The sequence below is a fragment of the Archangium lipolyticum genome (assembly GCF_024623785.1).
Lineage (GTDB): Bacteria > Myxococcota > Myxococcia > Myxococcales > Myxococcaceae > Archangium > Archangium lipolyticum.
Map to the genome: position 1 here is coordinate 324,018 of NZ_JANKBZ010000007.1, position 18,629 is coordinate 342,646.

General features: G+C 69.3%; 19 protein-coding genes. 11 read left to right on the forward strand and 8 right to left on the reverse strand.

The window, feature by feature from the left end; all coding sequences use genetic code 11:
- Position 1: 1 nt before the first annotated feature.
- From NR810_RS18215 to NR810_RS18225, 3 genes are read right to left on the reverse strand one after another with little or no spacing between them, the layout of a single operon-like run.
- Positions 2 to 535, reverse strand: a complete 534-nt coding sequence (locus NR810_RS18215) for a hypothetical protein (protein WP_257454009.1) — start codon at positions 533 to 535, stop codon at positions 2 to 4.
- Positions 535 to 1,083: an anti-sigma factor family protein gene (locus NR810_RS18220; protein WP_257454011.1), complete on the reverse strand. Its 549-nt coding sequence runs from the start codon at positions 1,081 to 1,083 to the stop codon at positions 535 to 537. Before NR810_RS18220 ends, NR810_RS18215 begins: the two co-directional genes overlap by 1 nt.
- On the reverse strand, positions 1,083 to 1,676 hold the full coding sequence (locus tag NR810_RS18225) for an RNA polymerase sigma factor (protein ID WP_257454140.1): 594 nt from the start codon (positions 1,674 to 1,676) through the stop codon (positions 1,083 to 1,085). The genes NR810_RS18220 and NR810_RS18225 overlap by 1 nt, the downstream gene beginning before the upstream one ends.
- Positions 1,677 to 1,903: 227 nt before the next feature.
- Here NR810_RS18225 and NR810_RS18230 point away from each other — a divergent pair, with 227 nt between their 5' ends.
- Together NR810_RS18230 and NR810_RS18235 are read left to right on the forward strand one after the other, a co-directional pair.
- Positions 1,904 to 2,797 (forward strand): tropomyosin, encoded by an 894-nt coding sequence (locus NR810_RS18230; RefSeq protein WP_257454013.1) that lies wholly within the window; start codon positions 1,904 to 1,906, stop codon positions 2,795 to 2,797.
- Positions 2,798 to 2,909: 112 nt separating this feature from the next.
- Positions 2,910 to 3,491, forward strand: a complete 582-nt coding sequence (locus tag NR810_RS18235; protein WP_257454015.1) for a TIGR02265 family protein — start codon at positions 2,910 to 2,912, stop codon at positions 3,489 to 3,491.
- Here the strand turns inward: NR810_RS18235 and NR810_RS18240 are convergent.
- Positions 3,488 to 3,952, reverse strand: a complete 465-nt coding sequence (locus tag NR810_RS18240) for a peroxiredoxin (RefSeq protein ID WP_257454017.1) — start codon at positions 3,950 to 3,952, stop codon at positions 3,488 to 3,490. The genes NR810_RS18235 and NR810_RS18240 overlap by 4 nt on opposite strands.
- An 80-nt stretch (positions 3,953 to 4,032) precedes the next feature.
- Here NR810_RS18240 and NR810_RS18245 point away from each other — a divergent pair, with 80 nt between their 5' ends.
- Positions 4,033 to 5,199 carry a YcaO-like family protein gene (locus NR810_RS18245; RefSeq protein WP_257454019.1) on the forward strand — a complete coding sequence of 389 codons (1,167 nt, stop codon included), beginning with the start codon at positions 4,033 to 4,035 and terminating at the stop codon, positions 5,197 to 5,199.
- Positions 5,200 to 5,210: 11 nt separating this feature from the next.
- Complete coding sequence (locus tag NR810_RS18250) at positions 5,211 to 6,386, forward strand: TfuA-like protein (RefSeq protein WP_257454142.1); 1,176 nt, start codon at positions 5,211 to 5,213, stop codon at positions 6,384 to 6,386.
- A 14-nt stretch (positions 6,387 to 6,400) separates the two neighbouring features.
- On the opposite strand, the gene NR810_RS18255 is transcribed toward NR810_RS18250, so the two are convergent.
- Positions 6,401 to 6,796 carry a hypothetical protein gene (locus NR810_RS18255; RefSeq protein WP_257454020.1) on the reverse strand — a complete coding sequence of 132 codons (396 nt, stop codon included), beginning with the start codon at positions 6,794 to 6,796 and terminating at the stop codon, positions 6,401 to 6,403.
- A gap of 232 nt (positions 6,797 to 7,028) precedes the next feature.
- Between NR810_RS18255 and NR810_RS18260 the strand changes: the two genes are divergently transcribed.
- The 6 genes from NR810_RS18260 (at position 7,029) to NR810_RS18285 (ending at position 13,340) form a co-directional block, all read left to right on the forward strand.
- The gene (locus NR810_RS18260; RefSeq protein WP_204226665.1) at positions 7,029 to 7,271 is read left to right on the forward strand and encodes a hypothetical protein; all 243 of its coding nucleotides are present in this window, start codon (positions 7,029 to 7,031) and stop codon (positions 7,269 to 7,271) included.
- Between the two features lie 31 nt (positions 7,272 to 7,302).
- Positions 7,303 to 8,136, forward strand: coding sequence for a DNA-methyltransferase (locus NR810_RS18265; protein WP_257454024.1), 834 nt, complete (start codon positions 7,303 to 7,305; stop codon positions 8,134 to 8,136).
- 64 nt (positions 8,137 to 8,200) lie between these two features.
- Positions 8,201 to 9,487: a dicarboxylate/amino acid:cation symporter gene (locus tag NR810_RS18270; RefSeq protein ID WP_257454026.1), complete on the forward strand. Its 1,287-nt coding sequence runs from the start codon at positions 8,201 to 8,203 to the stop codon at positions 9,485 to 9,487.
- 73 nt (positions 9,488 to 9,560) lie between these two features.
- The gene (locus tag NR810_RS18275) at positions 9,561 to 10,043 is read left to right on the forward strand and encodes an FKBP-type peptidyl-prolyl cis-trans isomerase (RefSeq protein WP_257454027.1); all 483 of its coding nucleotides are present in this window, start codon (positions 9,561 to 9,563) and stop codon (positions 10,041 to 10,043) included.
- A gap of 69 nt (positions 10,044 to 10,112) precedes the next feature.
- Complete coding sequence (locus NR810_RS18280) at positions 10,113 to 12,005, forward strand: OPT family oligopeptide transporter (RefSeq protein ID WP_257454029.1); 1,893 nt, start codon at positions 10,113 to 10,115, stop codon at positions 12,003 to 12,005.
- Positions 12,006 to 12,071: 66 nt separating this feature from the next.
- Positions 12,072 to 13,340, forward strand: coding sequence for a hypothetical protein (locus NR810_RS18285; RefSeq protein ID WP_257454031.1), 1,269 nt, complete (start codon positions 12,072 to 12,074; stop codon positions 13,338 to 13,340).
- A gap of 1 nt (position 13,341) precedes the next feature.
- On the opposite strand, the gene NR810_RS18290 is transcribed toward NR810_RS18285, so the two are convergent.
- Positions 13,342 to 14,019: a BamA/TamA family outer membrane protein gene (locus NR810_RS18290; protein WP_257454032.1), complete on the reverse strand. Its 678-nt coding sequence runs from the start codon at positions 14,017 to 14,019 to the stop codon at positions 13,342 to 13,344.
- A 229-nt stretch (positions 14,020 to 14,248) separates the two neighbouring features.
- On the opposite strand from NR810_RS18290, the gene NR810_RS18295 reads away from it, so the two are divergent.
- Positions 14,249 to 14,986 (forward strand): class I SAM-dependent methyltransferase, encoded by a 738-nt coding sequence (locus NR810_RS18295; RefSeq protein WP_257454033.1) that lies wholly within the window; start codon positions 14,249 to 14,251, stop codon positions 14,984 to 14,986.
- A 17-nt stretch (positions 14,987 to 15,003) separates the two neighbouring features.
- On the opposite strand, the gene NR810_RS18300 is transcribed toward NR810_RS18295, so the two are convergent.
- Together NR810_RS18300 and NR810_RS18305 are read right to left on the reverse strand one after the other, a co-directional pair.
- On the reverse strand, positions 15,004 to 16,626 hold the full coding sequence (locus tag NR810_RS18300) for an ABC-F family ATP-binding cassette domain-containing protein (RefSeq protein WP_257454035.1): 1,623 nt from the start codon (positions 16,624 to 16,626) through the stop codon (positions 15,004 to 15,006).
- An 80-nt stretch (positions 16,627 to 16,706) separates the two neighbouring features.
- Entirely contained in the window at positions 16,707 to 18,629 is a 1,923-nt protein-coding gene (locus NR810_RS18305) for an ABC-F family ATP-binding cassette domain-containing protein (RefSeq protein ID WP_257454037.1), read from the reverse strand.

Here is an 18,629-nt window from a genome sequence, read left to right on the forward strand (position 1 = left end):
GCTACGGACCGCTGGTGCCGCGCTGCTGCTGGCGCTGCATCCGCTGCTGTCTGCGCTGCTCGCGTTGGGCCTCGCGCTCGGCCTGCTTCAGCAGCCGCACCATCTTTCCCTCGTTGCGGGCCATGAAGATGGCGAGCCGCGCCCGCTTCTGCGGAGGCAGGTCCTTGGCGAGCACCTGGTACATGTCGCGATCCAACGTCGCGAGCTGTATCCGCGCATCGAACACCCGCTGTACGGCCTGCTCCACCTGGGAGTTCGCCGACGCGTCCCCATCCGCCGCCCGCTTCAACACCCGCGCGGACTCCTGCACCTGCGCCACCAGCGGCCGACGCCGCTCGTCGAACTGGCGCATCGTCTCCGCCATCTTCAGGGCCTGGGCCTCGTCCAGCTCCAACTCCTCCGCCAGTCCCAGCACCCGCATCATCCGCGCCTTCTTCTCCGCGCGCTCCACCGCGTCACCCTCGTTGGGTGGAGCGGCCAGCGCCATCACGGGAAGCAGGGAGAGGGTCAGCACCGCCAGTCGAAAGGGCTTCATCACAGCGAGTCTCCTGGATTGAGGGAGGGCAGGAAATCATCCAGCTCGGAGTCCAGCGCCTCGTCGCCGGGCTCGGACTCCTCGGGTTGCGTTTCGGTCAGGTCGAGTACCTCGGTCAGCGGATCCGCCAGGGCCCATTCCTCGAGAGCGGAGCGGGCGTCCTCCGTGAGGCTGTCGGGCAGCTCCACCTCGACGGAGGGTTGTATGGGCACGGCCGTGCGGTGTCGCACCACCGGCCCCAGCACCAGCAGGACCGCCGCGGCCACCGCCAGCAGGGCCCCAGCGGTTCGCATGCGCGCCGCCTGTTGGACCAGGGTCCTGCGCCAGCGGCTGAGGGTGGTTCGAGGCAGTGCCTCCAGCGCCGCCTCCTCCCGAGCGGACGGTGGTGGCAACGCGGCCAGGGAGAGCACCTCGCGATGGGCCTCCACCTCTTCCCTGCACGCCGCGCAGGACTCCAGGTGCGCGAGCACCCGTGCCTCCTCCTCGGGCTCCAGCGCTCCCGCGGCATGGAGGGTGAGTGATTCTTCGTAGTCCCGGCACGTGGCCATCAGTGTCCCTCCTCGGACGTGCCCGCCACCTGCGCCCGCAGGCGCTTCACGGCGTGATGAAAGTTCACCTTCGCGTTCGTCTCGGTGATGCCGAGCGTCTCGGCGATGTCCCGGAAGCCCAGCCCCGCGTCCACCCGGAGCGTCAGCACCTCGCGCTGGCGGCGGGGCAGGGTGAGCACCGCCGCTCGTACCTGGCGCTCCCGCTCGCCTCGCTCCAGTGCCTCTTGTGCGGATTCTTCTGGCGCCGTGGGCTCTGGCACCTCGACCAGTGTCATCCGGCGCCAGCGCAGCCCCTGGCGGGCATGGTTCTTCGCCAGGTTCAGCGCGATGCGGATCAGCCAGGCCCGGAAGGGCGCGGGGCCCGAGGGGCTCCAGCGTGAGAAGACGCGGCGCGAGGCCTCCAGGGCTCGCAGGAACGCCTGCTGGGAGAGATCCGCCGCGTCCTCGGGCCGGGCCGTGTAGCGCCGCATCAACGTGAAGACGAGGGCCCGATGCCGCTCCACCAGCGTGCCGAAGGCCGCCTCGTCACCGGCCAGGAAGGCACGGCACAGCGCCTCGTCGCTCGGTTCGGTGTCGGTCTCCGCCACCGCCAGGGATGTCTCCGCGCCCTTCACGCCCCTACAAACCCCGGAGCCGACGAAAAGTTAAAAGGGGTTTTTCCCTGTGGGTGTCCAGACCTCGGGGTGTTCTGAGGAGTAGTGGGAGGAGACCTACTTGAAAGGTTAGAAAAAGGTTCGCTTCGTCGGAGCGTTCCGTTATCTTGCACGTGGTGGGCCTGGACGGCTCACGGTGCGCCCAGGAGGGCGAGGAGGGAGAAACAATGGCGGAGACGATGGGCGGCGACATTGGCATGCAGATCCTGCAGGCCGTGCAGGGTCTGGGTGTCCGGATGGACAGGCTGGAAGCGCGGATGGAGGGTCTGGAAGTCCGGATGGACAGGCTGGAAGTGCGGATGGACAGGCTGGAAGCGCGGATGGACAGGCTGGAAGCGCGGATGGATGCGCTGGAAGTCCGGATGGGCAAGGTGGAGGCCCGCCTGGATGCGCTGGAAGTCCGGATGGACAAGGTGGAGGCGCGCCTGGATGCGCTGGAAGTCCGGATGGGCAAGGTGGAGGCCCGCCTGAATGCGCTGGAAGCGCGGATGGACAGGCTGGAAGCGCGGATGGATGCGCTGGAAGTCCGGATGGGCAAGGTGGAGGCCCGCCTGAATGCGCTGGAAGTCCGGATGGGCGAGGTGGAGGCCCGCTTGGATGCGCTGGAAGTCCGGATGGGCGAGGTGGAGGCCCGCTTGGATGCGCTGGAAGTCCGGATGGGCAAGGTGGAAGCGCAGGTGAGCAGCCTGTGCGTCCGGATGGACAAGGTGGAAGCGCAGGTGAGCAGCCTGTGCGTCCGGATGGACAAGGTGGAAGCGCAGGTGAGCAGCCTGTGCGTCCGGATGGACAAGGTGGAAACCCAGGTGAATGGCCTCAGTGCCCGAATGGTCGGGCAGGAAGGCTGGCTGGAGCGTCTGGTGAGAGAATTCTTCCAGTCGCGCAATGAGTTGCGAGATCAGGACCAGCAGGTACGAACGGAGCTGTCGGCGGGCGTTCGCCAGGCTCACGCCCGTATCTCGCAGACGAATGGCACGGTGGTCCTGATGGCCTCGGTGTTGCGCAGGCCGACGGAGCTTGGCGAGGAGTTGGAGAAACGCCTGCGAGAGCTCGAAACGCACTGACGGCGCTCGCGCTGGAAATCGCATGTCATGAGATTTCGAGGTCCCCCGGTTGAGTTGCCGTCAGCCGTTGTCGGCTGACAGAATGGAACACCTCATCGGGGGGACCAGCAACATGCCATCGGATGGCGCGGCCGCACGCATCAAGGGAAGTGTCCTCATCACACGCCTCAATCTCTTGAGAAAGCAGGGGGGCGTGGAGCGCCTCCACCAGGTGTTCCAACGGTTGTCGGCTGCGGACCGCAAGGTGCTCGAGGGGGTCATCATGCCCATCGGCTGGTACCCGTTGGAGTTGAACCTCCGTCTCGATGACGCCATCGCCGGGGCTCTCTCCCCCAAGGACCGCGCCAGGGCCTTCGTCGAGATGGGCCGGGCCTCCGCGGAGGAGAACCTGCAGGGCCCCCACCACGTCTTCATCCGCAAGGGGGATCCGCACTTCCTCCTCAGCCATGCGCCGGAGATCTACCGGCTCTACTACGCGGTGGGCTCACGCACCTACGAGAAGGCCGGCGCCCGGAGCGCGGTGCTGCGCACCGTGGGCGCGGAGAGCGTCACCGAGGCGGACTGTCTCACCATCATCGGCTGGCACCAACGCGCCATCGAAATGAGCGGTGGCCGCGACGTGCGCGTCGACCATCCAAAGTGCCGCGCCCGCGGCAACGGTTACTGCGAGTACCTCTGCTCCTGGGCTTCCTAGGTGCCCGCTGGCAGCGGGTGCTCCCTCAGGTAGCGCAGCACGTCATCCAGGTGCTTGTAGACGCGCACCTCGTGGCGGATGACGGATTCGATGATGCCGTTCGGATCGATGATGTAGGTGACGCGCCGGTCCACTTTCAGCACGGGCCAGAGCACGTCATAGGCCTTGCTGATGGTGCGGGCCTCGTCCCCCAACAGCGAGAAGTGGATGTCCTCCTTCTCCGCGAAGGCGCACTGCGTCTTCACCGTGTCCACCGACACGCCCACCAGCTCCGCTCCGAGTGACTGAAGGTGCTCGTGGTTGTCCCGGAAGTGCCGCGTCTCCTCGGTACAGCCGATGGTGAAGGCCTTGGGGAAGAAGAAGAGCACCACCCGCCGGCCCCTCAGCGCGGAGAGCGAGAAGGCGCGTCCCTGGCAATCGGTCCCGGTGAACTCCGGGGCGGCTTGTCCCACTTCGAGCATCTTCTTCGGCCTCCTGGGCCCCGTCTCCCCTAGCATGCTTCTCCCGTTGCGCCCACGCCTCCCCGCCTCCGAGCTCCACCGTGCCCCTTCCGCCTGCCCCCTCGCTGACACCTGGCTTTCTCGATCGGCTCGCCCGTGCGCTGGGCGTCACCCGGGTGGCGCGGGTGACCGGGTTGGATCGCGCCGGTGTGGAGGTGGCCGCCGCGGTGCGTCCAGGCGGCTATGTGCTGCAGGTGTGCAACGGCAAGGGGTTGGAGTTCCAAGCAGCGTCGGCCGGGGCCCTCCTGGAGACGGCGGAACTGTGGGCCGCCGAGACGGTGCCCCTGGAGCGGCTCGTCTGGGGAACGCTGGAGCGCCTGGAGGCCCAGGGCCATGTCGTCTGGAGCGCCGACACCCTGGGCACCCGGGGGGGCGTGGTGGTTCCCCGCCTGTGGAGCCGGGAGGTGCGCTGCGCGTGGCGCGAGGCATCCGAGCTGTACTCCGGCCGCCCCGTGCTCGTCCCGGCGCAGGGCGTGTACTGCCCGCCCTCGGGGGCACCAGCGCTCGGGCCGATGAGCGTGCAGTGGACGAGCAACGGCTCGGGTGCGCACCCCGAGCGGGCGCGGGCGCTGCTGCATGCGCTGCTGGAGGCGACGGAGCGCGATCAGCTCGCGCGCATCCTCCCGGACGGGTGGTCGGAGGAGGTGCTCCGTGCCCGCCTGCTGCGCCCCGGTGGACTGGAGCAGGGCGCGCCTCGGACGGCGGCGCTCGCGAGCGCATTGCGTCAACGCGGCTTCGACGTCCACCTCTTCGACCTCACCCCTGGCGCTCGGACTCCTGGTGCCGCGGCCCTGCCCGTGGGCGGGGCCCTGCTCGTGGACAAGGACCAGGGGCCGGTGCCACTGGCGGCCGGCTATGCGTGCGGGCTGGGGCGTGACCAGGCCCTGCTCGGAGCCCTGCTGGAGGCGGCGCAGTCCCGTCTGACCGACATCCATGGTGCGCGCGAGGACGTGGCCGCGGCGGACCGCGAGGCCTCCCTGGCCCTGGCCACCGCCTGTGCCGAGGTGCGTCCGCGACGTACCGTGGACTCCATGCCCGACCTCTCCGACGAGGTGTCCTCGCCGGAGGAGGCCGTGCGCGAAGTGCTGGCCCGGCTCGCGAAGGCGGGTTTCTCCCGGGCCGCGGCCGTCGAGCTGGAAGCCCCTCTCCCCGGACTCCACGTGGTGCGCGTGGTGGTGCCGGGCCTGCGCGTCTCGGAGCTGCTGTGAAACGCCGTCCGATCTCCTCCCGTCCCGATGACCTCGTCGTCTTTCTCGGCCCCTCGTTGCCGGAGGACGAGGCCCTGGCGCTGGCGCCATGCCGCGTGCTGCCACCGGCCCGTCAGGGGGACGTGTGGCGGGCGCTCTCCCTGCGCCCGAGGGCCATCGCCCTGGTGGATGGCGTCTTCGAGGCGCAGCCCTCCGTCTGGCACCACGAGCTGCTGGCCGCGCTCGATGCCGGGGTCGCGGTGTTCGGCGGCGGCAGCATGGGGGCCCTGCGCGCGGCGGAGCTCGCTGAACATGGCGTGGTGGGCGTGGGCCACATCTTCGAGGCGTACCACCGGGGCGAGCTGGTGGACGACTCCGAGGTGGCGCTGCTCCATGCCGACGCGGAGCACGGCTTTCGTCCCTTCACGGTGCCGCTCGTCAACGTGCGGCACGCGGCCCGGCTGGCGCAGCGCGCGCGGGTGCTCGCTCCTCGCGAGGCCCGGGCCCTGGTGGACGCGGCGGCGGCGCTCTTCTACCAGGACCGCACGTGGCCCCGGGTGCTGGCGGCCGTGGCGGAGGCCTGGCGTCCGGCCACCCGGGAGAAGTGGGAGGCGTGGGCCGCTGGGGGCATCGAGGATCTCAAACGTGAGGACGCGCGTGCCTGCATCCAGGCGGCCGCGGCCTTCGTCGCCTCCGGAGCACGAGCCCCCGTGAGCGAGCGCACCGGCCGTGCTCCACCGTCCTCGTACGTGCGCCGCCGCCGCCTCTTGGAAGGACTGTGCGAGACGGAGGCGGGGCTCGTGTCCTCGGAGGACGTGCTCGCCGCTCTACGGGAGACTCCCGGCGCGGTGGAGTTGGCCGAGGCGGGGTTGCGGCGGGCGTTGCTCGCGGGGTGGGCCCGGACGTTGGGCCTCTCACCCACCGCCGAGGAGGTGGCGTGGGCCGAGTCGGAGTGGTGGGCGCGCCTGGACGTCCCTCCCGCGGAGCGCGAGGCGTACCTCGCCGCCTGCGGCCTGGACGCGCACGAGCTGCGGCGCCTGTGCGAGGAGCGTGCGCTGGAACGTCTCACGCTCGAGCACGCGTCGCGGTTGCTGCCGGATGGGCCCTCGTGGGACGAGGCGCTCGCGAACGAGGCGCGTCTCCAGGGCCGCTGGGTGGAGGCAGCCGGGAGGCTCGGCACTCCGAGGCGTCGCCGTCGCAAGCGGTGAGCCGGGGAGCCCTCTCAGTCGCACATCTGCCGGCAGGCGGCGGGCGCCAGCTTGGGATCGTTCTGCTGGTTGACGTAGTCCTGGCAGGAGAGCTTGCCCAGGGCCTCCTGGCATTCCTCGAACCCGCTGGCGCTGAAGTTGTCCTTGCCGGCGTTGTAGCCGACGCAGTTCTGCGAGTCCTCGGTGCGCCCGGCACAGCCGTTGGAGGTGTAGAACCTGGACTTGCACTCCTCCGCGTTGGCGCCGTAGGCGTACTGGAACACCGCCGTGTCCTTGTCCGTCCGGCACTCGAAGTTCCGCTGACACAGCTGGTCGACCATCTGGCGGCAGACCTCATCGGGTGACGCGGACGCGCAGCCAAGGGTGGTGAAGGCGAGCAGCACACTGCCCGCGAGCAGGGTCGAACGCATGGGAGTTCATCTCCGGGGAGAGAGGGTCCTCGTCCGAGTTAGCACCGGCTTCTCTGGCATGGCCGTGACCCGGCGGGCGCGTGGCCCCGGGTGTGTGTCAGCCAACGGCCCCTGGCGGAACAGCACCCAACGGTCGACATTGTGAGGGGCCATTCCGGCGGGCGGGGGAGCGGTGGCCGCGTTACGCTGGACGGACACGGCGTGAGGGCCGCGCCGGAGGTGGCGAGGAGAGATGACCCGGATCTGCCAGGACGAAGTAGGCCGCTGTGACTTCATCGACGTGCTCGAGGAGGCGGTCCTGCGGCACCGGCCGGTGGCGGTCCAGCTGCGCGAGGGCGAGGCCTTCATCGACGAGGTGCTGGACGTGGTCACCGAGCAGGGGGATGACTTCGCCGTCTTCAAGTCCCACGAGCGGGTGCCGGTGGGGGACATCCTCGCCGTCACGAGGGCGGTGCCTGTCGAGGCGCGGTGGTGAAGCGGGGAGGCTGGGGTAGGGTGCGCGCCGGATGAATCCTCACGACGAGATCGACTCCTACCGCTGCGTGCGGGCCGACGCGCGGGAACCCGAGGGCTACCGGGCCGTGCTGGGCGAGGCGAAGGCTTCCTTCCTGCACACCGACCCGCCGTACTGCCTGCTCACGAGGCGCCGCAAGGGCGGAGACCTGAGGGACCCGCGCGCGAACAAGAAGATCGACCGCAACCCCATCGTCCGCTTCGAGACAGTGCGCGACTACCGCGCCTTCACCGAGGCGTGGATGACGCGGGCGGTGGCGCACCTCACCCCGGACGCGACGCTGGCCATCTGGACGAACCTTCTGGGCAAGGAGCCCATCCTCGCGGTGGCGCGCTCGCTGGGCTACGGCCACCTGCGGGGCGAGTACGTCTGGGGCAAGCGCACCACGGACAAGAACGCCAACGAGCAACTGCTGCGCGTCTACGAGGTGGCGCTCGTCCTGTCACGCACGCCGGAGCCCCCGTTGGACCCCGCGGGCCTGCCCACCGTCTGGGCGGTGGTGGGGGGCTACGATGACGACGCCGAGGCGGCGCGCTGGGGCAATCACCCCCACCACAAGCCCTTCTCCGTGCTGGAGCCCCTGGTGCGCACCTGGAGCCGGCCGGGGGACCGGGTGTTGGATCCATTCGCGGGCAGTGGCTCGATGCCGGCGGCGGCGCTGCGGCTGGGGCGTCAGCCGGCGTGCCTGGAGGTGGAGCCCGAGTGGGCCGAGCGGGTGACCCGGCGGCTCCGCGAGACGGCGAGCGAGCTGGCCCGGGAGGCGAGGAGTCGGCCGGAAACCAACACACCCGCTGACAAGGTATCCGCCACCGGGAATCATCGGTAGGCTGCGGAACCCCCCTGGGTCTCGAGGGGTTCGTCTCCCCAGCCACATGCGAAGAGGCACTCGGATGAAGCAGCACCAGAAGATGCTCCTGGGCATCGTCATCGGCACCGTGGCGGGCATCGCCGCCAACACCCTGGCCGCGGGGGCGCCATGGCTCGACTGGGTGGTGACGAACATCACCGCCCTGGCGGGGCAGCTCTTCCTGCGGTTGCTGCTGATGCTGGTGGTGCCGCTGCTCTTCTCCGCGCTGGTGATGGGCGTGTGCGAGCTGGACCTGAAGCAACTCGGCCGGCTGGGCCTGCGGACCATGGGCTACACCGTGGTGGTCTCCAGCATCGCGGTGCTCATCGGGCTGCTGCTGGTCAACACGCTCAAGCCAGGCCTCGGACTGAGCGAGGAGGCCCGCGCGCTGGCGGTGAAGGGCACCTCGGTGCAGGCGGCCCCCACCCCGAGCAACACCTCGGTGCCCTCGCTCATCGCCGCCATGATTCCCAGCAACCCGCTGAAGGCGGCGGCGGACGGGGACATGATCGCCCTCATCGTCTTCTCGCTCATCTTCGGCCTGGGGCTGGCCCTGACGCCCACGGAGGGCGCGCAGCGGCTGCGGGAGACGATCCAGGGCCTGCACGACGTGATGATGAGGCTCATCGACGGGGTGCTGAAGCTGGCGCCCTACGGCGTGGGAGCGCTGCTCTTCAGCATGATGGCGCGCCTGGGCATCGGCGTGCTGATGCAGGTGGCCTCCTACGTGGGCGTGGTGCTGCTGGCGCTCGGGCTGCACATGTTCGGCGTGTACTCGCTGTCGGTGCGTTTCCTCGGCGGGCGCAACCCGCTGACCTTCTTCCGCGACTGCCGCCTGGCCATCGTCACCGCCTTCTCCACGGCGTCCTCCAGCGCCACGCTGCCCACCGCGCTCAAGGTGGCCGAGGAGAACCTCAAGCTGCCGCGCAACGTGTCGCGCTTCGTGCTCACCGCCGGCTCGGCGATGAACCAGAATGGCACCGCGCTCTTCGAGGGAGTCACCGTGCTCTTCCTGGCGCAGGTGTTCGGTGTGCACCTGAGCCTCGCGGACCAGGCGGTGGTGATGTTCATCTGCGTGCTGGCGGGCATCGGCACCGCGGGCGTGCCGGCCGGCTCCATCCCGGTCATCGCGATGATCCTGGGCCTCTTCAAGATTCCTCCCGAGGGACTGGCCCTGGTGCTCGGCGTGGACCGCTTCCTCGACATGTGCCGCACCACGCTCAACGTGACGGGGGACCTGGCCGCCGCCGTCTACGTGTCCCGCGGTGAGCCCGCGCTCGCGGCCGAGGCCGAGGAGGCCCGGCTCGAACCCGACTCGTCAGCCTCCTGAGCGTGCCAGGGGGCAAGGGTTGCCCCTCGCCTCCTTGTCGTCCCATACCCGTAGCAAAGAAGGAGCAGCCACTATGAAGGTGTCCAAGGACAGCGTCGTCTCATTGGAGTACCGGTTGCACCTCGGTGACGGGAAGGTCGTCGACGAGAGTGAGCCCGGGCAGCCGCTCTCCTACCTGCATGGCCGGGGGCAGATCGTCCCGGGGCTCGAGGGGCAGCTGGAGGGCATGGGCTCCGGTGAATCGAAGAAGGTGGTCGTGGCTCCCTCCCAGGGGTACGGCGAGCACGATCCGCGCGGCCTCCAGACGGTGCCCCGCGACATGTTCCCCCCCAATGCCCAGCTCCAGCCGGGCATGACCATCTCCGCGCAGACGGAGGGCGGGGACGTCATCCCCATCACCATCCGCGAGCTGAAGGGCGATCAGGTGGTGGTGGACCTCAACCACCCGCTGGCGGGCAAGACGCTCCACTTCGACGTGACGGTGCGTGAGGTGCGTCAGGCCACCACCGAGGAGCTGGAGCACGGTCACGCCCACGGTCCGGGCGGCGCTCACTGAGCGGGCGGTCCGGAAGGGCGAGATACCCACTCGTGGGGTAGGGGGTGTTCCGGTAAGGTGGCGCTCCCCATGAGCCAGCCCGTTTCGCCCTCGCCCCAGCAGCTCCAGCTCAAGCCCGAGCCCGATTCCGCGCCCCCCCGGGCGCCCGCCACGGCCGCCCAGGATCCGGAGCGGTACTGGCTCGAGAACGTCTACAAGGCCGGCGTGCGCCAGCTCACCGTGCGCGCCGTCATCGCCGGTATGCTGATCGGCGCGGTGATGTGCCTCTCCAACCTGTACGTCATCCTCAAGACGGGCTGGAGCCTGGGCGTCACCATCACCGCGTGCATCCTCTCCTTCGCCACCTTCGGCGCCCTGCGGGCCGTGGGGCTGGTGAAGACGGAGGTCAGCGCGCTCGAGAACAACGCCGTGGGCTCGGTGGCCTCGGGGGCGGGGTACATGACGGGCGGTGGCAACATGGCCGCCGTGCCCGCGCTGCTGATGCTCACCGGAGCGCTGCCCTCCACCGGGTGGCTGGTGGCGTGGTTCGCGGTGGTGTCCGCCCTGGGCGTCTTCGCCGCCATCCCCATCAAGCGCCAGCTCATCAACATCGAGCAGCTCCCGTTCCCCACGGGCACCGCCACCGCCGAGACGCTCCAGGCGCTCCACGGACATGACGCGCGCTCACGCGGCAAGGCGCGCTACCTCGGCGTCGCGGGCCTGATCGGGGCCGTCATCGCGTTCTGGCGGGACGCCAAGGCCTCGTGGCTGGCGTGGAACCTCCCCGCGAAGGTGAGCCTGCCCTTCACCATCGGCGGCAAGCCCGCGGGGGCGTGGACGCTCTCGTTCGACCTGAGCCTGCTGCTCGTGGGCGCCGGGGCGCTGGTGAGCTTCAAGACGGGCTGGTCCATGCTGCTGGGCGCCTTCCTCACCTACGGCTTCCTCGCCCCGGAGATGGTCAGCCGCGGCGTCATCCCCGAGGTGTCGTACAAGGCCATCAACTCCTGGGCGCTGTGGACGGGGGCCTCGGTGCTCGTGTCCTCGGGCCTGCTGTCCTTCGCCTTCCAGTGGCGCAGCGTGGCCAGGTCGTTCAAGGCGCTCTCGGGCCTCTTCGGGAAGAAGGGCGAGGAGGAGAAGGATGTGCTCGCCGACGTCGAGTGCCCGCCCACCTGGTTCCCCCTGGGCTTCCTGGTGCTGGGCCCGGTGGCCGTGTTCCTGATGGCGTACCTCTTCCAGATTCCGTGGTGGGCGGGCGTCATCGCCATGCCGCTGTCCGTGGTGATGGGCGTCATCGCCGCGCGTGTCACCGGAGAGACGGACACCACGCCCACCAAGGCGCTCGGGCCGGTGACCCAGCTCCTCTATGGCGGCCTGCTGCCCGGCAATCTCGCGGCCAACGTGATGAGCGCCAACGCCACGGGCGGGGTGGGCCTGCACGCGGCGGACCTGCTCACGAACCTCAAGACCGGGTGGCTGCTCGGCGCCGACCCGCGCAAGCAGTTCTTCGCGCAGCTCTTCGGCCTGGTGGCCGGTGCCGCCGTGGTGGTGCCCGCCTTCAACCTGCTGGTGCCGAGCGCCGAGGTGCTGGGCACCGAGGAGTTCCCCGCGCCTTCCTCGCTGGTGTGGGCCGGCGTGTCGAAGATGCTCGTCAACGGGGTGGGCTCGCTGCACACGTCCTCGCGCATCGGCGCCCTGTGCGGCCTGGCGCTGGGCGTGGCGCTGGTGCTGCTGGACCGCTGGGCCCCGAAGAAGGCCAAGCCGTTCATTCCCTCGGCGTCGGGCCTGGGGCTGGCCATCGTGATTCCGGGCGCCAGCTCCATCAGCTTCTTCATCGGCGCGGCCATCGCCGAGGTGCTGCGCCGCAAGAAGGCCCAGCTGGCCGAGGCCACGGTGCTCCCGGTGAGCTCGGGCTTCATCGCGGGTGAGAGCCTCATGGGCATCGCCGTGGCGATGCTCAAGGCCTTCGGGGTGATGCCCAAGTAGGAAACTTTCGTGGGGCGGGTCCGATAATGAGTCCCGGATACCCTGCCTTCACGAAAGGACCCCCCCGTGAGCTTCGTCTCGTCCACCAGGAAGCCCGTTTCCATCCCCTCGCCCGAGATCAGCTCCAAGTCCAAGGCGGCTGGTGGCGAGGCGCCCGTCACCGCCAAGACGGGCAATCAGGTGAAGGCGGAGAAGGCGCCCGCGCCCCAGACGGTGTTCCGCGATGGCTTCGAGGGGGCCGGGGCCGGTGCGAAGGCGGCGAAGGCCGGCGGCGTCGCCCAGGTGGGCAATGACCCGGCGTACCGGGAGGCCCTGAAGACCCAGCGCGAGCTGTCCGGCCTGCGCCAGGAGCTGGGCCGTGTGCAGCTCGAGCTGGAGAACCGCAACCCGCTCGAGAAGGCCCGGGATGCCATCACCGGGGGCGACAACGACGAGGAGAAGAAAATCAACGAGCTGAAGGCTCGGATCTCCACCCTGGAGAACGTGGAGCGGGCCCAGCCCGCCGAGGCCGTGGAGCGTGCGCGCTTCACCGTCTTCATGGACCGGATGGGGGAGCTCGAGAAGACGATGGGGAAGAGCGCGGCGGCCACCATCGCACGGCAGACCTATTACAACAGCCCGGTCTGGAACGTGGGCGGGGGCACGCCGTTCGGGGCCTCGGAGGGAGCCATCAACGCCGCGGGCCTGCCGCATTCCCCGGACTACAGCAGCGGCGTGGCGGTCGGCGGCTACAGCGGCCGCATGCGTACGCCGGACGGGCAGGAGGTGGACATGGGCCACGTGGCCTGTGCGCTCGACTGGCAGGTGAACGAGAAGCGCGTCCCCGACAACTACCTGCTCCCGACCCTTCCTCCGACCCGCATCCCGAACCCCTTCAACCTCCAGACCGTCACCCTCACGGGCGATGTGGCCTCGGCCATCAAGAACACCGCCCGGGGTGACAACGCGGCCGCTCGCGCCGACACCGCCATCGGCAACGAGGGCAAGGAGGACTGGTACGGCGACATCGACGGGCTCAACCTCGCCAACCGTCTGGCGCAGAACCCCAACCAGAGCCTCACCCAGGTCCTGGGGGACTACTACGGCAAGGGCCAGTACCAGAACCGCATCGACGAGTACGCCACCCACAGCCGCTACATCCAGCGGGATGACAGGGGGCAGCCGCTGCGCGACGCCCAGGGGCACTACGTCGTGGACAAGAAGAAGCTGGAGTCCGAGGCCTACACCTTCGCCAACATCCTCAGCCCCAAGTCCATCAACAACCCGTCCGGCGAAGTGGTGGACGCGTGGTCCCGCTGGTTCAACCAGGAGCAGGACGCGGCTCGGAACAACTGACTCACTTCTTGTCCGGGATCGGCTCCTGCGCCTTCGGGGTGGCAGGAGCCTTCTCGTTGATGTTGACGACGACGGGGACGGTCTTGTTCTCGGTGTTGGGAGGACCCGGCTCCACCAGCACCTGATGGAACGTCCCCAGCTTGGAGACGCTCGCCCGGATGTCCTCGAGCGTCCGCACCGTGCAGGCCTTGTCCTTGGGGAGCGCGCTCCTGGCCGTCTCGATGACGCGGTCGGGAGACACCGTCGCGTTCCTGTCCAGGGTGACCCAGATGATGGTGTCGACCTGATAGGGCGCCCCGAGCTGGACATTCAGGCGGGGCTGGGCGGCGGGTGAGCTGGCCTCGCCCTGAAGCATCACGCGAGCTTCCATCCAGCAGAGTCCGCGAAGCCGGTCCTCGAGGAGCCGGGCGGCGGCCTCCTGGCACTGCGCGGACTTCGTGCTCCCGACGGCTTCCAAGGGGAGCTCCGCGAGCAGCCGGTCTCGAAGGGACCTGGGCAGCCCGTCGAGCCCGGAGACCTGGTCATGGGCGAGGGAGGCCGTGCGCGTGGGCTGGCACTGTTCCCGGGTGAGGAACCTCTTGTCGACGCGCTCCATCACCTGACGGGTGTTGCCCTGCTGGGTGGTGGAGCAGGCGGACAGGGTGAGGCTGAAGAGGGCGAGCGAAGTGCGGCGGAGCATACGAGGCTTGTAACCCACCGACGTACCCCGCGCATGGGCGGAGTCGTGTCGTTCCCGAGGGGGGCAGGGGAGCCGGGAAGAAATGGGCGGTCTGGCGTTCTCACGGTGCAGGCAGGTGGTCAGGCCTCCGTGCTCCGGCGAAGCCTGGGTCACAATCCAAGAGGTGTGACTCCCTCCTGCGCAAGCAGCGTCAGTGCCCTCGTGCCGGACCGCGTGACAGGAGACCCGTATGACTCCCTCCCCGATGCTCGAACTGAAGCTGCCCACGCTTCACGAGCTGCCCACCTATGTGTTCGATACCCTTCTTTCGTGGAACATTCCGGGCCTCAACCGCTCGCTCGTCGGCCTCTACGGCCGGCCGGACGGCTGGCTCGGGCGTCTGATCGGCCACGTCATGAGCTTCGAGCACGGCCCGGTGACGCAGTGGACGCTGGAGCAGATGGACATCCAACCCGATGATCGGGTGCTGGATGTCGGCTGCGGGGCTGGCAAGGCCCTCGAGTTCCTGGCGCACCTGGCGTCGCGTGGCTCCGTGGTGGGCCTCGACCACTCCGAGACCATGGTCTTCCAGGCCCTCTCGCGCAACCGGGCCCGGGTGCTCACGGGCCAGCTGTCGGTGCGCATGGGCGATGTGGGCCACATGCCCTTCGCGGATGCCTCCTTCGACAAGGTGTGCGCCATCGAGACGCTCTACTTCTGGCCCGATCCGAAGGCGGCCTTCGAGGAGATCCACCGTGTCCTGGTCCCCGGAGGCCGGGTGGCGATCTCCCTGGAGTACACCCGGGATGCCTCCCGCTCGGGGGACCTGTCAGACACCCTGGAGTCGTCGGCGGGGGTTCGCGTCTACTCGAGCGCCGAGGTGGTGGGGATGCTGGACGCGGCTGGCTTCACCGAGCTGCGCCTCGAAGCACAACCCACGCGCAGCAACGGCTGGCTGTACGTCGAGGGCCGCAAGCCCGGCCATTGAGCCGGGCTCGCGGACTCTCAGCTGCGCAGGCCGGGGGCCTCGTGGCCGGTGCGCGCCACGTACTCCGTGTAGCCACCGCCGTACTGGTGGATGCCCTCGGGCGTCAGCTCGAGCACCCGGTTGGACAGCGAGGCCAGGAAGTGCCGGTCGTGGCTCACGAAGAGCATCGTGCCCTCGTAGTTGGCCAGCGCCGCGATGAGCATCTGCTTCGTCGCCATGTCCAGGTGGTTGGTGGGCTCGTCCAGCACCAGGAAGTTGGGCGGGTCGTAGAGCATCTGCGCCAGCACCAGCCGCGCCTTCTCTCCTCCGGACAGCACCCGGCACTTCTTCTCGATTTCATCGCCCGAGAAGCCGAAGCACCCCGCCAGCGCGCGCAGCGAACCCTGCGAGGCCCGGGGGAACCTGTCCACCAGCGAGTCGTAGACGGTCTGCTCCGGCTTCAGCAGCTCCATCGCGTGCTGCGCGAAGTAGCCCATCTTCACGCTGCCGCCGAGCGACACCGCTCCATCGTCCGGCCGCGACTCGCCCGCCACCAGCTTCAGCAGCGTCGACTTGCCCGCGCCGTTCACGCCCATCACGCACCAGCGCTCGCCTCGCCGCACCAGGAAGTCCAGCCCGCTGTAGATGCGCCGCTTGCCGTACCCCTTCACCACCCGCTCCAGCTTCGCCACGTCGTCGCCCGAGCGCGGCGCCGGCTGGAACTCGAACACCATCGTCTGACGGCGCTTCGGCGGCTCCACCTTCTCGATCTTCTCCAGCTTCTTCACCCGGCTCTGCACCTGTGCCGCGTGCGAGGCCCGCGCCTTGAACCGCTCGATGAACTTCAGCTCCTTGGCGAGCATCGCCTGCTGGCGCTCGTACTGCGCCTGCTGGTGCTTCTCGTTCAGCGCCCGCTGCTGCTCGTAGAAGTCGTAGTTGCCCGAGTACGTCGTCAGCTCGCCGCCGTCGATCTCGATGATCTTCGTCACGATGCGGTTCATGAACTCGCGATCGTGGCTCGTCATCAGCAGCGCGCCCTCGTACCCCTTGAGGAACGTCTCCAGCCAGATGAGCGACTCGATGTCCAGGTGGTTGCTCGGCTCGTCCAGCAGCATCACGTCCGGCCGCATCAGCAGGATGCGCGCCAGCGCCACGCGCATCTTCCAGCCGCCCGACAGCGCCCCCACGTCCCCGTCCATCATCTCCTCGCTGAAGCCCAGGCCCGAGAGGATCTCCCTCGCCCGCCCCTCCAGCGCGTACCCGCCCAGCTCCTCGTAGCGCCCCTGCACCACCCCGAAGCGCTCCACCAGCTTGTCCATCTCGTCCATGCGGTCCGGATCCGCCATGGCCGCCTCGAGCTGCTTGAGCTCCGCCGCCACCTCCGACACCGGCCCCGCTCCGTCCATCACCGCCGCCACCGCGCTCTGCCCCGACATCTCGCCCACGTCCTGGTCGAAGTAGCCGATGGTCACGCCGCGATCGACGGACACCTGCCCCTCGTCCGGATGCTCCTGCTGCACCACCATCCGGAACAGGGTGGACTTGCCCGCTCCGTTCGGGCCCACCAGGCCCACCTTCTCGCCCTTGTTGAGCTGTGCCGAGGCTTCAACGAAGAGGATCTGCTGTCCGTGCTGCTTGCCGATGTTGTCGAGACGAATCATGGGACCTCAGTGGGGGCGAGATACCCTCACCCCAGCCCTCTCCCAGAGGGAGAGGGGGCATACACAGTTTCTTGAAAGATTCAGGCTCCGGCGGCCAGGTTCTGCAACTCCTGCCAGCGCGTGTAGAGGCGCTCCACTTCCGCCGCCGTCACGTCCAGCTCCTTCTGCACCTCCGCCGCCTTCGTTCCGCTGGAGTAGACGCTCGGATCCACCAGCTGCGCTTCCAGCTCCGACTTGCGCGTCTCCGCCGCCTCGATCGCCGCCTCCATCCCATCCAGCTCTCGCTGCTCCTTGTACGAGAGCTTCCCTGGCTTGCGCGTCGGCCTGGCCTCCACCACGGGCTCCGCCTTCTTCGCCACCGGAGCCGGGGCCGCCGCCGCGGCTCGTGCCTGGGCCTGCTCCTTCAGCCGCCGGTACATCGCGAAGTTGCCCTCGTACCGCACCACCTTGCCGTCTCCCTCGAACGCCAGGATGGACGTCGCCACCTTGTCCAGGAAGTACCGGTCGTGCGTCACCAGCAGCACGCTCCCCGTGAAGCCCAGCAGCAGCCCCTCGAGGATGTTCAGCGTGACGATGTCCAGGTCGTTCGTCGGCTCGTCCAGCACCAGGACGTTGGCGCCCTCCAGGAAGAGCCGCGCCAGCAGCAGCCGGTTGCGCTCGCCGCCCGACAGCGCCTTCACCTTCATCCGCTGCATGGGCACCGGGAAGAGCAGGTCATCCAGGTAGTCGCGCAGCGCCACCCGTTGATCACCCAGCTCCACCCAGTCGTCCCCACGAGGCGAGGCCGCCTCGTACACCGTCTGCTCCGGGTCCAGCGAGGCGCGCGTCTGGTCGTAGTACGCCACCTTCGTGTTCTTCCCGATGACCACCTTGCCGGCGTCCGGCGGCAGCTCCCCGAGCAGCACCCGCAGGAAGGTCGTCTTCCCCACGCCGTTGGGGCCCACCAGGCCCACGCGCTCGCCGCGCTGGAGCAGCAGGTCCACGCCCTTGAGCACGTTGCGCTCGCCGTAGGACTTGCGCACGCCCTCGGCCTCGATGACGGTGTGGCCCAACCGCGGCGCCTGCATCACCTGCAACCCCGCCACCTTCGGCCGCTGGAAGCCCTTCTCCTCCATCAGCTTCCGCGCCCGCTCGATGCGCGCCTTGCTCTTGGTGCGCCGCGCCTCGGGGCCCTTGCGCAGCCATGCCACTTCCTGGGCGATCCAGCGCTCGCGCTTGTGCTGGGCGACGGCCGCGTTCTCCTGCGCCACCAGCTTCTGCTCCACGTACGCTTCGTAGTTGCCCGGGTACGAGATGACGCCCCCGCCCGGTTGGATCTCCACGATGCGGTCCACCAGGCCATCGAGGAAGTACCGGTCGTGCGTCACCAGCAGCAGCGAGCCGGGCAGCTTGTCCAGCTCGTCCTCCAGCCAGTCCACCGTGTCCGCGTCCAGGTGGTTGGTGGGCTCGTCCAGCATCAACATGTCCGGCCGCGTGAGCAGCGCGCGGGCGATGGCCACGCGCTTGCGCAGGCCTCCGGAGAGCTCGGCCACGGGCCGGTCCCAGTCCTTCACGCCCAGCCGGTCCAACAGCGTCTTCGCGTGGTGCTCCGTGTCCCAGCCGCCCAGCTGCTCGATGCGGTCCGACAGCGTCGCGAGCTGCTCCATCAGCTTGCCCTGCGCCTCGGCGGGCGTGGTCTCCAGGCGGCGGGTGAGCTCGGCCTGCGCGGCCAGGGCCTCCTTGAGGGGACCCTGGGCCACGCTCAGCTCCGAGGCCACCGTGGCGCCCGGGGGGAACTCGGGCTCCTGCGGCAGGTAGGTGACGCGCGCGCCCCGGCGGAGCTGCAGCTCCCCCGCGTCCGCGCGCGCCACGCCGGCCAATATCTTCATCAGCGAGGACTTGCCGGAGCCGTTCACTCCCACGAGGCCCACGCGCTCACCTTCTTCGATGGTGAGCGTCAGGCCCTGGAAGACGGTACGGCTGCCGAAGGAGAGTTGGACGTCGGCGGCGCGGAGCAGGGTCAC